15 protein-coding genes are annotated in these 15,522 nt (G+C 35.7%); all 15 read left to right on the forward strand.

Features of this window, described 5'->3' with window-relative positions; all coding sequences use genetic code 11:
* Positions 1-173: 173 nt before the first annotated feature.
* Positions 174-1,529 carry a GlmL-related ornithine degradation protein gene (locus N2Z58_02865; protein ID MCX7653605.1) on the forward strand — a complete coding sequence of 452 codons (1,356 nt, stop codon included), beginning with the start codon at positions 174-176 and terminating at the stop codon, positions 1,527-1,529.
* A 24-nt stretch (positions 1,530-1,553) separates the two neighbouring features.
* On the forward strand, positions 1,554-2,141 hold the full coding sequence (locus tag N2Z58_02870) for a DNA mismatch repair protein MutT (GenBank protein ID MCX7653606.1): 588 nt from the start codon (positions 1,554-1,556) through the stop codon (positions 2,139-2,141).
* Positions 2,096-2,905, forward strand: a complete 810-nt coding sequence (ispE, locus tag N2Z58_02875; GenBank protein ID MCX7653607.1) for a 4-(cytidine 5'-diphospho)-2-C-methyl-D-erythritol kinase — start codon at positions 2,096-2,098, stop codon at positions 2,903-2,905. Before N2Z58_02870 ends, ispE begins: the two co-directional genes overlap by 46 nt.
* Entirely contained in the window at positions 2,886-5,258 is a 2,373-nt protein-coding gene (locus tag N2Z58_02880) for an AAA family ATPase (protein ID MCX7653608.1), read from the forward strand. The genes ispE and N2Z58_02880 overlap by 20 nt, the downstream gene beginning before the upstream one ends.
* A gap of 186 nt (positions 5,259-5,444) precedes the next feature.
* Positions 5,445-6,404: a 6-phosphofructokinase gene (gene pfkA / locus N2Z58_02885; protein MCX7653609.1), complete on the forward strand. Its 960-nt coding sequence runs from the start codon at positions 5,445-5,447 to the stop codon at positions 6,402-6,404.
* A gap of 41 nt (positions 6,405-6,445) precedes the next feature.
* On the forward strand, positions 6,446-7,768 hold the full coding sequence (locus N2Z58_02890) for an amidohydrolase family protein (protein ID MCX7653610.1): 1,323 nt from the start codon (positions 6,446-6,448) through the stop codon (positions 7,766-7,768).
* Complete coding sequence (gene mnmG, locus N2Z58_02895) at positions 7,769-9,649, forward strand: tRNA uridine-5-carboxymethylaminomethyl(34) synthesis enzyme MnmG (GenBank protein MCX7653611.1); 1,881 nt, start codon at positions 7,769-7,771, stop codon at positions 9,647-9,649. It begins immediately after the preceding gene.
* A 118-nt stretch (positions 9,650-9,767) separates the two neighbouring features.
* On the forward strand, positions 9,768-10,565 hold the full coding sequence (locus tag N2Z58_02900) for a M23 family metallopeptidase (GenBank protein MCX7653612.1): 798 nt from the start codon (positions 9,768-9,770) through the stop codon (positions 10,563-10,565).
* A 151-nt stretch (positions 10,566-10,716) separates the two neighbouring features.
* Positions 10,717-11,358 (forward strand): 50S ribosomal protein L11 methyltransferase, encoded by a 642-nt coding sequence (locus N2Z58_02905; protein ID MCX7653613.1) that lies wholly within the window; start codon positions 10,717-10,719, stop codon positions 11,356-11,358.
* Complete coding sequence (locus tag N2Z58_02910) at positions 11,331-11,840, forward strand: DUF501 domain-containing protein (protein MCX7653614.1); 510 nt, start codon at positions 11,331-11,333, stop codon at positions 11,838-11,840. Before N2Z58_02905 ends, N2Z58_02910 begins: the two co-directional genes overlap by 28 nt.
* 19 nt (positions 11,841-11,859) lie before the next feature.
* On the forward strand, positions 11,860-13,140 hold the full coding sequence (locus tag N2Z58_02915; protein MCX7653615.1) for an NYN domain-containing protein: 1,281 nt from the start codon (positions 11,860-11,862) through the stop codon (positions 13,138-13,140).
* A gap of 39 nt (positions 13,141-13,179) precedes the next feature.
* Positions 13,180-13,641, forward strand: coding sequence for a 23S rRNA (pseudouridine(1915)-N(3))-methyltransferase RlmH (locus N2Z58_02920; protein ID MCX7653616.1), 462 nt, complete (start codon positions 13,180-13,182; stop codon positions 13,639-13,641).
* A gap of 156 nt (positions 13,642-13,797) precedes the next feature.
* On the forward strand, positions 13,798-14,082 hold the full coding sequence (gene flgM, locus N2Z58_02925) for a flagellar biosynthesis anti-sigma factor FlgM (GenBank protein ID MCX7653617.1): 285 nt from the start codon (positions 13,798-13,800) through the stop codon (positions 14,080-14,082).
* A 3-nt stretch (positions 14,083-14,085) separates the two neighbouring features.
* Positions 14,086-14,562, forward strand: coding sequence for a flagellar biosynthesis protein FlgN (locus tag N2Z58_02930; GenBank protein ID MCX7653618.1), 477 nt, complete (start codon positions 14,086-14,088; stop codon positions 14,560-14,562).
* 95 nt (positions 14,563-14,657) lie between these two features.
* A partial coding sequence (gene flgK / locus N2Z58_02935; protein MCX7653619.1) for a flagellar hook-associated protein FlgK occupies positions 14,658-15,522 on the forward strand: 865 nt, incomplete at its 3' end.

The raw sequence follows: 15,522 nt of genomic DNA on the forward strand, positions 1-15,522 counted from the left end.
AAATAAAATTCTTTCGTTTTCTTAGTTTTTCATAAATTTTCAACCACGATTTGTCATACCATCTAAAAAATATTACTTTCAACAACACTAATCAATTTTCTTAAGATTAGAAAAAGGTGTATAATTATCTTACAAAAACTTTCTTATTCAAAAGGAAGGAGTGTGAACTGTTTGTGAGAATTGATTTACTCTTTGCTGAAATTGGTTCAACAACAACGGTTTTAACAGCTTTCCACTTTGGCATGAAGCCTAAGGTTATAGCACAAAGCGAACATTGGACAACTGTTAACGAAGGAGATGTAACAATAGGTATTGATATGGCTTTAAAGAAGATGGAAAACACGCTTGGACAAAAGCTTAATTGGGAGAAGTTCGGTGCTACGAGTAGTGCAGCTGGTGGACTAAAAATGACTGTTCACGGTCTTGTTTATGATATGACTGTTAGAGCGGCAAAGGAAGCTGCTCTCGGTGCTGGTGCTGTGATTAAATACATTACCGCTGGAAAGATGGATGATTTTCATCTTAAGAAAATACTTTCAATACAACCAAAATTGATCTTGCTTGCAGGCGGAGTGGATTATGGTGAAACAGAGACTGTTGTTCATAATGCGAAGATGCTTGCAAAACTTGAACTTGATGTTCCTATAATATACGCAGGCAACATAGCGGCAGCAGAACATGTTGAATACATATTGACAAGTGCTGGAAAAAAGGTTTATATGACTGAAAATGTTTATCCAAGAATCGATTATTTGAATGTAGAACCTACGAGAAATGTTATAAAAGAGGTGTTTTCTGAACATATTGTTAAAGCCCCAGGTATGGAGAAGATAAAAGATATGGTTGATTACGAAATTATCCCAACTCCTGCGGCTGTTATGAAAGCAACAGAGCTTGTTTATGAACATTATGGAGATTGCCTTACGGTGGATATAGGAGGTGCAACAACGGATGTTGATTCTGTGACCGATGGAACACCAGAAATTCAAGAGATGTTGATCTCCCCGGAACCTTTCGCAAAGCGTACAGTCGAAGGTGATCTTGGATTGTATGTAAATGCGCACAACGTTATAGAAATGATGGGAGAAGATAACTTGAGGAAACAGTTTGAAGATTACGATGAGTTAGTCAAAAGAATTAGTCCTTATCCTCAATCTGATAGAGATGAATACTTTATAAGCAAGTTAGCAACTTTTTGCGTACAACAAAGTATCAGAAGACATGCCGGAAGTAAAAAGCACCTTTATACACCTACTGGTAGAAAAACTATAGCCGAAGGGAAAGATTTGACAGCAGTTAGGTGTATAATAGGTACTGGTGGATTCCTTTCAAGATCTAAATATGGAAAAGAAGTTATTGAAAGTGTGAAACATTTATCCAAATTACATCCTATGGAACTTCTTCCATCAGAAGATGTAAAATTTTTCAGAGATAAACATTACATCTTTGCTGCTATAGGATTGATAGCTAGCAAGATTGATAAGGATATAGCCAAAGAACTAATACTATTGGATATGTTAGAATATTGACAATTTGCTATGGAGGGTATCAAAATGGGAACTTTTGATGAGAAAGTACTTGTTGTCAAATCAGAAAGCGTTGAGAAGATTTGTAATGGTAAAATGGGTGTGGTACTTGTGTCAAAGGATACGTTTCTTACCACTCTAAAGAATGGTTTTTTTGTTGAAAGAGCTATTGCAGAGTATGACGAATCAGTCCGTCAAGTGATTCCTTATATAGTTTTAAAAGAAAACGATGATTATATATTTTTCAAGCGAACCTCAAATCAAGCCGAGAAAAGATTACACAATATGATCACACTTGGCGTAGGAGGACATTTGAACATCGAGGATTCCGAAGATCCAGTTGAGTGTCTTGAAAAAGGTTTGTGGAGAGAACTTAAAGAAGAGGTTAATGTAGAAGTCAACAGTTTGGAATATATAGGTTTGATAAATGAGTTAGAAAATCCGGTTAGTCGTGTACACGTCGGAGTTTTATACATTGCTCATGTTAAATACTATGGACTTGCAGAACCTGAGAATTTTTTGGAAATTCGTTCCAATAAGCTGTTAGATTACCTCGAGGAGATGGAAGGATGGGCAAAAGTTGTCGCATTGTACTTAGAACGTATGCAAAATTGAATCTATGCTTAGATGTTCTGAATAAAAGACCTGACGGATATCACAATATAGATTCACTTTTTCAAAATATTTCGCTCTTCGATGAGATGGAAGTGTTATTTGTCGACGGAACTGGCAAGATTTTTATTGAATCAAACGTTCAAATTGAAGATAATATAATTGAAAAAGTTTGGAAAAGGGTTTGTTTTTCAAAAAAAGATGTCTTTGTAAAACTGAAAAAAAACGTACCGATAGGTGGAGGACTTGGTGGAGGAAGTAGTAATGCTGCTGGATTTATAGTTGCACTTGAGAAAACCGGGATTTTGGATAAAAATGATACGGAAAATATCGCTGCTACGGTTGGTAGTGATGTACCTTTTTTTATTCACGGTGGTAGTGCAATCGTAAATGGTCGAGGAGAGATTATAAAGTCAGTTGAACCGCTGCGAAACTTTCGAGTGGAATTATATTTTCCAAACTTTTCAGTTTCAACAAAAGAAGCTTATGAAAAATTAAAACCCGAATGGTTTGGAAAAGCACCTATGAAATCAACTCAGTTGTATGAAGCGTATCGCTTGAATGATTTTGAAATGATAAAAAACGGAAGTTATAACATATTTGAAAAAGTGATGCCAGAATGTGTTTTAAAAAAGATAGAAGAATTAAGAAAATATTATCCTGCAGCGCTCACTGGATCTGGAAGTACTTATTTCTCAGTCAATATTGAAGGTAAGTTCTCGTTTGTTGAGAAGGGGGTTGAAATATATGCCTTTGAGAAAGGTTAGATTTGAAGAACTAATCGTAGACGGCAGTATGTTGGGAAATATTAATTCAACTGAAGATATAACATATGTCCAATCCTTCATTGGACGGGAACGTGCAATTAAAGCTCTGCTGTTTGGTCTTGATATGGAACGTGATGGATACAATATCTTCATAGTTGGACCATCTGGTATCGGGAGAAAAACTTTTGTTAAGCATTTTGTCAGTGAGTATGCTCAGAAGAAACCAGTCCCACCCGACGTAGCATATGTAATGGATTTCGAAAATCCGATGAGAGCAAAGGCAATATTTTTACCAGCTGGTAAAGGAATAGATTTAAAGAAGGATATGGAAAAGTTGGTTGATAACCTTACCGAAAGGATAGTTAAACTGTTTGAAGGTGAAGACTATAAAACGAGAAGAAGAGAAATAGACAATGAATTTGAAAAAGAACAAGAAAAATATACAAAAGAACTCATTGAAAAGGCTTCAAGCCTAGGGTTTCTAATAAAGTTAACATCTACAGGAGTTAATTATTATCCTATGAAAGATGGTAAGGTTATCTCTGAAGATGAATTTTCCAAGTTGAGTATCGAAGAGAAACAGTATTACGAGGAAAATGAGAAAAAAGTCGTTTTGTTGATCGAAGCAGCTGTAGAAAACGTAAGAAAGCTTGAGACAATATATAAGGAAAGGATAAGAGATTTGAATCGCTACGCTCTTCTTTTTGCAACTGAAGAATTTTTTTCAATAATTGAGCAAAAATACCCGTACAGTGACGTGAAAGAGTATGTTCACAGAATCAAGGAAGATATTATTGAAAAAGTAAGTTCTACGAAAAAAATACAGGAATTGGAATACTACTTTAAAAGAGCTTACAGCGTAAATTTAATTGTTGATAATTCATCACTTAATGCAGCGCCTGTTGTCTTTGAGGATACGCCAACGTACCATAATCTTTTTGGAAAGATAGAATACATAGAGCGGGAAGGGATGTTATACACAGATTTTACACTCATAAAACCGGGTGTTTTGCACATGGCAAATGGCGGATATCTTATAATAGACGCGCGTGAGTTGCTTATTCATCCGTTTGTATGGGATAGATTAAAAAAAGTACTTTTCGCTAAACAAATAGAGATCGAAAATGTTGAATCTGCATACGGTTACTCTGTTATAGCATCTCTAAAAACAGACCCAGTACCACTAAAACTTAAAGTCATACTCGTTGGTACACCGGAAATATATGAAATTCTATACGAATACGATCCTGATTTTGAAAAACTTTTCAAGGTAAAAGTAGAACTTGACTGGGAAATCGATGCAACTGTTGAAAATGTTAAAGATCTTCTTTCATTTGTTGCCGATTATGTTAAAGAAAAAGAGATAATGCCTGTGAGAAGAGATGCACTTGAACGCATCGTTTGGTACTCAACAAGATTATCGGGTGATAGGACAAAACTCTCAATGAGACTCGGGGCTATAATAGATTTGATTGAAGAAGCCAATTTCTTTGCAAAGAAACGAGATAGTAAATATATAGCTTCAGAAGATGTTCTAAAGGCTTTGAAAGAACGTGAGGAAAGGATAAAACTTGTAGTTGAAAAATACGACGAAATGTTTAAGAAAGAAGATCTAATGGTTGATGTTATGGGCAAAGTTGTAGGTCAGGTTAACGGCTTGACAGTGGTAAATTTTGGTGATTACGAATTCGGTTTACCTGTTAGAATAACAGCAAAAACATACATAGGAAATGCAGGGATTCTTGATATTCAACGAGAAGCCGATTTAAGTGGACAAATACACAGCAAAGCGGTTATGATATTAACAGGTTATCTCGGGAGTAAATACGCGCGAAAGGTACCATTTTCAATCGGTGTTTCCATTTCATTTGAGCAAGTTTACGGATACGTGGAAGGCGATAGTGCATCTTTGGCTGAAGTGCTTGCAATAATCTCAGCAATATCCAAGATTCCATTGAAACAAAATATTGCAGTAACTGGATCAATAAACCAACATGGTCATGTTCAACCAGTTGGCGGAGTTACAGAAAAGGTTGAAGGATTCTATAGAATATGCAAATTAAAAGGATTAACAGGGGCACAGGGTGTTATAATCCCGAAAGCAAATGTTAGAAATCTTGTACTCAGCGATGAAATTCTTGACGCTATAAAAGAAGGTAAGTTTCATATATGGACGGTCGACGAGGTCGATGAGGCTATAGAATTAATGACAGATAGACCGTCTGGTAATATGAATAAGAATTATGAGTACCCCAGAGGAACTGTTAATTATTACGTTGTTCAGGCACTCAAGAATGCCCACGATCTATCTGAGGGAAAAACAAAAGCAAAACGTACAAAAAAGTTGAAATAAACAGGATAGTAGACCGTAATTCGATTTTGTGGTATACTTTGTCTGGATTATAGAAAGAAAACCCAAAAATTCGGAACTAAATTTTCAAACTGATTATAGTTAGTTACGGAAAAGTGTGTACATCTAAGAGATTGACATAATATTCTAGATTTCTGATTCCAAATTTAAACGAAGGAGGCGTTTGACTTGAAAAGAATAGCAGTGATGACAAGTGGAGGAGATTCCCCTGGTATGAATGCCGCTATAAGGGCTGTTGTTAGGTATGGTATTAAACAAGGGCTTGAAGTTTACGGCATCAAGAGAGGGTACGCAGGTCTTCTTGACGAGGATATCGAACCAATGACCTTTGCGTCTGTTGGTGGAATTATGGAAAAAGGAGGTACAATTCTCAGATCAAGCAGATGCCCTGAATTTGTCAGGAAGGAGACCAGAGCAGAGGCAGCAAAGATCTTAAAAAAACATGGTATAGAAGGACTTGTTGTTATTGGTGGAGAAGGAAGTTTGCACGGTGCGATGTTCCTTGAAGAAGAACAAAAAGTCCCTGTTGTCGGCCTTCCTGGAACTATTGATAATGATATTGCGATGACGGATATGAGTATTGGAGTTGACACATGTTTAAACACTGTCGTGGATGCGATACAAAAACTGAAAGATACTGCAAGTTCTCATGAACGTGCGTTTATAATAGAAGTGATGGGTAGAACATCTGGATACATAGCCACTGTCAGTGGCTTAGTTACAGGTGCTGAAGCTGTTATTATCCCTGAAGTACCAGTCAATTACGAAGAACTTAGCAACAGGTTATTACAAGAAAGAGAAAGAGGAAAGATAAACTGTATAGTTGTCGTCGCGGAAGGCGCAGCAAGCGCATACACCGTTGCAAGACATCTTGAACATAGGATTGGATACGAAACAAGAATAACCATACTTGGACACATACAAAGAGGAGGTTCACCAACAGCATTTGATAGACTGCTTGCTTCAAGAATGGGAGTTGCCGCCGTTGATGCACTTATGAAAGGTGAAAGTTATGTGATGACCGCTTTGCAGGGCGGTAAAATAGTTACTGTTAAGCTTGATGAGGTTTTGAAGGAAAAGAAAAAACTTGACATGGAATTGGTTAGACTGGCGAGTTTGCTGTCGTAAAATAAAGTTTTAATTTTCCCAAGCTTAAAGAGGTGTTTGTCTTGATTGTAAAAAACGGGATGGTCTGGAATGGTAAGAATTTTGAAAAAAAGGACTTGTACATCCAAGATGGTAAATTTGTAAGCAAGAGTGAATTCAAAGGTTCGGGACCTGTGGTTGATGCCACAGGTCTATTTGTAATGCCTGGTTTTGTTGATTCTCATGCCCATGTAATAGGAACAGGAGTAAAATTACTCACCCATAACCTGGATAAAAAAAGTATAGATGATCTTGGAGATAGTGATGATAGCTTCATAATTGCACGTGGTTGGGAGATATTACCAGACAATCAGTCACTGCAGTTTCTAAATAGACTCCAAAAGCCTGTTGCGCTGATTAGAAAATGCGGGCATGTTGCTTGGGTCAACAATTATCTGAAAAATCAAGCACTGTTATCGGATAACCTCATTTACGAAGCGGAGATAGAAAAGATTTGGAAATATTTAGGTGATGATTTTTATGAAATAGCTTTTCAAAAAGGTATTGAGGAGTTTGTCAAATATGGAGTTACACAAGTTCACTCAGACGATTTCCACGGTATTTCCTTTAAAAAACTCAAAGAACTATTGAACAACAGCAAAATAAGGATATTTGAAAAGCTTTACACTGTTAGGCCTTGGGATTACGAATTTGGTACGTTTAATCTTTCCCGGATAGGTGGGATAAAACTTTTCGCCGATGGTTCACTCGGGGGAAAGACCGCATATATGTTTGAACCTTATGTAGGAACTGATCATAACGGTATTTTCACAATACCGGATAATATAAAAGAGATTATATTATTTGCCCAAAAGAACAAACTGCAATTAAACATACACACAATCGGAGATAAGGCTTTACACGAGGTATTAAGAATTTTCGAAGAAAACCAAGCAAACACTTTCGAAATAAGACACAGACTTATACACCTTCAGTTTGTTAAGAAGGAGGATTTTCCAAAACTAAAAGACTATTATCTCTCAGTACAACCACACTTTTATTTTGAAGACATAGAAATAATTAAATTTGCAAGATACGAAATGGCATATCCATTTTTGGAAATGCACAAAGTAAGATACGATATGGCATTCTCAACAGATTCACCAGTTTCGCCTGCTGATCCAAAGTACGTTATAGAAAGTGCTTTAAAAATGGGTTTTTCAAAACAAGGGGCAATTAACTTGTACACTGAAAGCGGGTCAAGGATGGCAGATATAAAAGCTGGAAAAATAAAAGAGGGTTATTTGGCAGATTTTTGTTTGTTTGATTCAAACCCTCTTGAGTCAGAGCCATTAGCAGTTTACATAAACGGAAATGAAGTTCTAAATGCACATGGAGGTGTATGAATGAACATTTTTGCAAGACCCGATGATGATTATAAATTCGATGTGATCGTAATTGGTGGTGGACATGCTGGTATAGAAGCTGCTCTTTCGTGTGCTAGACTAAAATTTAGGACACTTTTGTTAACTGGAAATCCTGACAATGTTGCCTGGGCTTCTTGTAATCCTGCAATAGGTGGTTCTGCAAAAGGAATTGTAGTGAGAGAAATAGATGCGCTTGGTGGTGAAATGGCAAAAACAACTGATGAAACTATGATAAATGTAAGGATGTTAAATACAAGTAAAGGACCAGCTGTTCAAGCACTTAGAGCGCAGATAGATAAATATTCTTACTCAAGAACAATGAAGCGTAAGTTAGAAGAACAGGAAAATCTTTTACTTAGGTATGGTATTGTGGAAAAGTTATTGGTTGAAAACAACAGAATCAAAGGTGTTGTTGACTCATTTGGTATAGAGTACCTTGCCAGAGCGGTGATAATCACAACTGGAACTTTTTTACGCGGAAAAATATTTATTGGAAGAGATACCATGGAAGCTGGTCGAATGGGAGATTTCTCAGCTCGAGGTCTCACAGCATCTCTAATAGAGTTGGGATTTAATGTAGGACGATTCAAGACAGGAACCCCTGCAAGAGTCTTGAAAAAAAGTATAGACTTTTCGAAAATGATGAGACAAGACACTGACGACAAGCCATGGGCATTCTCCTATTTTAATGAACCAAAATTGCTAACAAAAGACTATCCGTGCTGGCTAACTCACACGGTACCTGAAACACACAAGATAATTCGTGACTATTTGATTTTCTCACCTCTTTACGGAGAAGTAAAACTAATCCAAGCCAAAGGTCCAAGATATTGTCCTTCAATAGAAGATAAAGTTATCAAATTCAACAGAGAAAGTCACCAAGTTTTCGTTGAACCAGAGGGTAGGGATACTCAAGAGTATTATTTAAATGGACTTTCAACAAGCCTACCATACGCTGCACAAATAAAGATGCTGCGTACAATACCTGGTTTGGAAAACGTTATAATTGTCAGACCTGCTTATGCTGTTGAGTATGACTATATAGATCCAACGCAACTTTACCCCACACTTGAGTCAAAGATAGTTGAAAATCTCTACTTCGCAGGACAAATCAACGGCACAAGTGGTTACGAAGAGGCAGCAGCACAGGGCTTAATAGCTGGTATTAACGCAGCTTTAAAATTACGTGGTGAAAATCAATTTATTCCAAAACGCTCGGAAAGCTATATCGGCGTACTAATAGATGACTTAGTGACCAAAGGTGTAGACGAACCATACCGATTACTTTCTTCTCGCGCTGAATATAGGTTATTGTTAAGACATGATAACGCTCATCTGAGACTTTCAAAATACGGATACAAAATAGGACTTATTCCGAGATGGCTCTATGACAAAGTAATCAAACTTGAAGAGAGTATAAGATACCATTTGAAAAGACTCGAGAACGTTAAAGTTCCTTTCTCCGGTCAGGTAAACAATATCCTTGAAAATCTTGGAAGTACCCCTTTAAGTGAAGGTACAAGACTCTCGAAATTGTTAAGACGACCTGAAATTAGTTATAATTCAATTAAAGAACTTGATCCAGAACCAATAGATGATCCAGAAGTAATTGAACAAATTGAAATACAATTAAAATACGAAGGTTATATCAATTCAATGCTCGATCAAATAAAGATTTTTGAGGAATATGAAAATTTACCTCTAATTAACATAAAATTTACACAGGTCCCGAATTTATCGACTGAAGCGCGTGAAAAGCTTGAAAAAATAAGGCCTTTGTCGATAGGTCAAGCATCAAGAATATCTGGGGTAACCCCGTCTGATATTCTGGCTTTATTGACGTATATAAAGAAAAAATAGCGATTTTGACAACTTATCTCTGATTTTCAAGTTAAACAATGGTTATTTTGACAAAGAAAATTTTTGTGGTAAAATATAACAGGATTTTTTGTAACAAATAAAATAAGGGGTGGGAGAGGTGCGAAAAATTCTTACTTTTTTGATGCTAACGCTTGTAATTTTGTCTTTTTCGTTTTATATTGATTACAAAATACAAAAGGGGGATACTTTGCAGAGCATTTCAAAAGGTTTTGGAGTTCCTATACCTGTTTTGATAGATTGGAATCCAAAATTATCTTCTGGAAGTTTGAAAGTGGGGGATTCGATAAAGGTTCCCTTAGTACCAGGAATAATGTATAAACCAAACAAGACAATTATGTTATCAGAAATCGCAAAATATTTTTTTATTGATTCCGAAGAGATACTGGTTATTAATCCATCTATAGGTTCGAAAGTAACTGCGGGCAAAGAGGTTTTTGTACCTATTGGTAAGGTAAGTACTTCATTTACAAGATTGGCTGAATTTATTTGGCCAGCTTATGGGAGAATTTCGTCAGATTTTGGCTGGAGATTACATCCTGTATATGGAAGTAATAAATTCCACACAGGGGTAGATATAGAAGTTCCAATTGGCACTCCTGTTTTTGCAGCAAGAAGTGGTGTAGTAAAATACGCCGGTTGGATGAATGGATACGGCAACCTCATAATTATCGATCATGGTGATTTCGAAACGTATTACGGACACCTTTCGAAGATAAATGTCTATGTAGGTCTAACGGTGGAAAAAGGTGATTTTATAGCGCGTTCTGGTAACACAGGAGTTTCCACAGGGCCACATGTCCATTTCGAAATCAGAAAATATGGTGAACCAAATGATCCAATTGCCTATCTTCCAAGGACAAATACATATGTTATGAGGAGGGTCATATCTGAATAAATCTTTCAAAGAGTGGGTTTTTTCGATTTCGGAGGACAAAATAGATATCGTCGATGAAGTTTTGTACGGTGAATATGATTATTACTTTATAGATAGCAGCGAGGGCAGGTTCCTCGCTGTTATTTCTCAATATGAAGAGGACCTAAATTATTTGAAACATCAATTGTTAAGTATAGGTTTAAAATTTCTTGGTATTAGAGAAAGTAAACCTGAAGATTGGTTTAAGAACATTATAACTGAACCATTTGAGATGATAGATGACGTTATAGTTGATCCAGATGATCATGATTTGTCCAATGTAAAAGATAAGATAGTCCTCAAAATTCCACAAGGATTAGCCTTCGGGACAGGGTTACACCAAACAACAAAAATGTCGGCCTTTTTTTTGAAAAAATATCTCAAGCCAGGTATGGATGTGCTCGATCTTGGTTGCGGTAGTGGAATATTAGGCATACTCGCAAAAAAACTTGGAGCAAATAGGGTTTTGGCAGTTGATAATGATCCTTTGGCTGTCAATGTTGCTAAAGAAAATGCTGAAAAAAACTCTGTTGAAATTGACGTAAGACTTTCAGATCTTTTCTCAAAAGTAGATGGAAAATTTGACATAATTGTCTCGAATATAGTGGCAGAAATACTTGTTGAAATGCTAAGAGGCGTGAAAGAATACATTAAAGATGATGGAATAATAATACTTTCAGGCATAATTTTGCCAAAGACAAATTTGTTTGACAGCTATGACATCTTAGAAAAAATGGTGATGGATGAATGGAGCGCATTAGTGATAAAGATTTAAAAATTGTCAAAAAACAACTTTCACGTGACGTTAGAAATGTTTTGGCTATTTGCCATAGATGCTCGTATGGTTTTCCTGTAGTTATACTTAGCTACCCTATCAGAGACGATGTACCTTTTCCTACAATACACTACCTAACATGTCCATACCTTGTAAAACAAATATCCCGTCTTGAAGAGAAAGGGTTAATTGAAGAATTCGAAAAAGAGATAAATTCGAATGAAAGTTTAAAAAGAGCGTATGAGAATACCCATAGAGAAGTTATCAACAAAAGGGTCAGTTTGATTTCTGAGAGGGATAAAAAATGGCTCAATGCTCTGGCTTCCGTTGGCACCGGAGGAATAAAGGATTTTTCAACAGTTAAATGTCTTCACCTACATGTTGCTGATTATTTAGCTGGAATTGATAATCCAATTGGCAAAAAAGTTTATGAATATATTGATAAAAAGGAGTGTTCTGATAACTTTTGTAACAACATCTAAGAATAAGGTTACAGGGGGGATGAATATTAATAGTAACATTTTCATATTTTTTGATTTCCAAAATCAACCTGTTGATGTTCAACTTGTTTACAATGAAATTCAAAAACATGGTCGGATAGTTGGTGGAAAGGCATACGGATCTTGGACAAAACACAGAATGGCTTCGTTCGTGTTGTACAATTATGGTATAGAACTCATAGAAATTCCCGAAGCAGAGTTTCTACCAAATAAGAAAGGAAACGACATAAGATTAGCTGTTGATTGTATAGAGACAGCTATACACAACGACATTATAAACACCTTTTTTCTTGTTACCGGTGATGCCGACTTCACAGCACTCGTTTATAAATTAAAGTCCTATGGTAAAAAAGTTATAGCCCTTGCAAGGACAAAATCAGCAAGTTATGAACTTGTTTCTGCAGTTGATTTGTTTATACCCTACGAGGATATAGTGAAAAACGAAAAGTTGATAGATCCAATAGATAGACTTGCGCAAGAGGTAGAAATATTTTTAAAACGCTCCGGAAAGGAATTTACAATAGAAAATCTATTAAAATTTTTGTCATCGTTTAATATCAATCCTGGTAAGTATGGTGTAAATACTCTTCACGAGCTTGGTCAGATAATACACGAAAGAAAAGTACAGAAACCAGAAAGATTAAAAAATATTAAATCTTGTATTCTGAAATCTATAATATTTGAAAATCTAAACGAGGCAACTTTACCAGATTTTATCAAAAGCAACAACTTTGAACTCAGTGACGTGAAAACAGCAATTGAGAGTCTTTTAAGTGATAACGTTATAAAGATACATGACGGAATATACGAAGTCAATAGAACAAAGGCATTTTTCTCTACAATTCTTGAAAAGTATCCGATCGTTTATCCTCATCTTATAGAATTTGTTGAGAAAACTTACAAAGCGTTTTCTTCTGGAAAAGTAAAATCGCTCAATCAGCTTTTACAAAGTGAGTTTAAAATTCCAACAAGTGAGTTCAAAAGCTACGTCGAGGCAATAAAAAGAAGTGGGTGTTTAAAAGGCATAGATGATAGTGATTACATATCCTATTCAACACCTGCGAAGGTTGTTACAGATTTAGACACGCTAAAAATTGCTGCATTGTCGTACTATGTGAAACGAGTTTTATCACAAACGTTTATCTTTGGAGAGGAAATGAACTACATAAAAGAATTAATTTTTCACAACGATGAACAACTTTTCAATAAATGCATTGAATATCTTATTGAAAACGGTGAAATAACCGAAATAGCAGGGGTGTACTTTTATACTCCGGTATGATTGGTACTATAATTTAACATTAGTAGGAGGAAAATTTCTTTGAAAGTTGAGATAATCGTACCAGGAAAGATATCTAAGCATCTTCAATCAGCGCTCGAATACTATTTGGATAAACTTGAGAGATTTGCAAACGTTCAGATAACGTTTGTTGATTTGGGAGGGGACGTTAATACTCAAGAACCAAAAATTATCATCAAACGTGAAGCGGAAAATATTAAAAAGAAGTTGAAAGACAGAAAATACATATTAATTGATTTGTGGGGAAGGGAATTTTCAAGTGAAGAGTTCGCCAGTAAAATTGAAAGTATCATAAATAATTTTTCAGAAATAATTTTTGTTGTTGGAGGACCTGTTGGAATAGATAATTCCATCAGAAATGATGCGCTCTTTTCAATTTCATTTTCAAGAATGACATTTACGCACGAAATGTGCGTAGTTTTGCTTTTAGAACAATTATTCAGAGCTTTTAAGATAATAAAAAATGAAAAATATCACTACTGATGTGTTTAATATCGATAAGAAATTTTGACAAATAGTCTTAGAAATGCTTAGATTTTTCCGATAATTACAACAGACCAAAACTTTTACTTGTAATCTTTTACCCGAAGTGTGTAACCAAATTTTTTGATTAAAATGAATTTATAAGGTGGTGATAGTATGATCGATAGGATTAATAAAGCAGGTCAAATGCAGAATGCTCAAAACATTTCCGAAATTAAAGGAAAGGAAAACAAGCGTGTAGAAAAATCAAAAGTGAGAGAAGAAGTCGCAAAGGAAACATTGCTCATTGAGGAAGGTAAAAAGGTAGCTGAGTACATCGAAATGGCAAAGAACTATCCAGAAGTTAGAACAGAATTGGTCCAGCAAATAAGAGAGGCTATTGAAAATGGAACTTTTAAAGTTGATGTAGAAAAACTTGCCAAAAAATTATTGGAGGGATGATGTTTGATAAAAGAAAATTTAACAAACGAAATAAAAATACTAGAGAGTATGATTCAAGCTTTTAAAGGACTTGAAGTTTCTGTGGTAAACAAAGATATCCAAATGCTTTCAAAATATGCTGTTAACATAGAAGAACTAAGCTTAGAGTTGATGAAGGTTGAATCAGAACGCGAAGAGATTCTAAGAAATTATCAGGTTACGACTGTAAAAGAGTACATAGAAAGGTATGAAGCATCAGATGCTCAAAGTTCTGAGCTTACCCTTCTCTCAGCCGAGATTGTTGAGAAACTCAACGAACTTTCTATACTTATGGATGGGATAAGGCAGATTATAGAATTTGATAATCAATACGTTGAGTTTCTCAACAATCTTGCGCATGGTGTTCAGTCCACAACTTACGATTTTTCCAAAAATAACGCTTCGTATCATAACACCTACTCCCAAATTCAAAGCCTCCCGATGTACGACAAATTCAAATGATGAGTTCATTTAACGGTGCAAAAACCTATTTAAATTTCTGATATTCATGCACCTAATTTAGTTTGTAATTCACTATATAAATGGAGAGTGAGTTGATGCCTGACATAAGTTTATTTGGAATGTTGAACACTGGTCTTCTTGGGGTTTACGCAAGCAAATTGGCAATGAATGTAGTTTCGCATAACATAGCAAATGCCAATACACCTGGTTTCTCAAGACAAAGACCAGAACTTCTCACAATGCCTCCCATTCCTATCACATCACTCACTCAACCCGCTATACCTTTACAAATTGGTACTGGGGTTTACGTTAGGGATATCAAAAGAATCAGAGATGCATTCTTAGATATTCAGTTTCGTCAAACAAACAACAAATACAATTACTGGGATACAATTACTGCAAACTTACACTTTGTTGAACAATTATTTGCCGAACCATCTGAAGCGGGAATCAGGTATTTATTCGACTCTTTTTGGTCTGGAATTGAAGAAGTGATAACTGATCCAACAAACACTGCTGCAAAACGTGGACTTGTTAGTAGAGCGGAAGAATTAGTCCAACATGTTCAGGATCTTTACACAAGACTTGAACAACTTAGGGTCGATATCGATAACGAAATTGCACAGAGAACTCAACAGATAAATGCAATGATTAAAAGGCTTGCAGATATAAATGCAAAAGTGAGGACAGCGGTAAGTCTTAGATATACACCTAACGATTTACTTGATGAAAGAGATAGAATTCTTGACGAATTATCCGAGCTTGCCGATATTTACTATTATGAAGATAGAGCTGGACAAATAACATTGAGACTTGGAAATCAGATAGTACTTACCGGACAAGATGCTGTTGAATTACGTGCCCTGGAAAGACCATATGGAAAAGGATTTAAAGAAATATTTGCTGCAAATTCTATAGTTTCAATAAATGATGGTAAGTTAAAGAGCTTATTCGACTTGC

Source organism: Fervidobacterium sp. (genome assembly GCA_026419195.1).
Taxonomy (GTDB): domain Bacteria; phylum Thermotogota; class Thermotogae; order Thermotogales; family Fervidobacteriaceae; genus Fervidobacterium.

What these genes read in the sequence shown, in the direction of transcription:
- N2Z58_02870 (MCX7653606.1), top strand. Translation starts at nt 1,554, where the DNA reads ATGGGAACTTTTGATGAGAAAGTACTTGTTGTCAAATCAGAAAGCGTT.
- ispE (MCX7653607.1), top strand. Translation starts at nt 2,096, where the DNA reads ATGGGCAAAAGTTGTCGCATTGTACTTAGAACGTATGCAAAATTGAAT.
- N2Z58_02880 (MCX7653608.1), top strand. Translation starts at nt 2,886, where the DNA reads ATGCCTTTGAGAAAGGTTAGATTTGAAGAACTAATCGTAGACGGCAGT.
- mnmG (MCX7653611.1), top strand. Translation starts at nt 7,769, where the DNA reads ATGAACATTTTTGCAAGACCCGATGATGATTATAAATTCGATGTGATC.
- N2Z58_02910 (MCX7653614.1), top strand. Translation starts at nt 11,331, where the DNA reads ATGGAGCGCATTAGTGATAAAGATTTAAAAATTGTCAAAAAACAACTT.
- N2Z58_02915 (MCX7653615.1), top strand. Translation starts at nt 11,860, where the DNA reads ATGAATATTAATAGTAACATTTTCATATTTTTTGATTTCCAAAATCAA.
- flgM (MCX7653617.1), top strand. Translation starts at nt 13,798, where the DNA reads ATGATCGATAGGATTAATAAAGCAGGTCAAATGCAGAATGCTCAAAAC.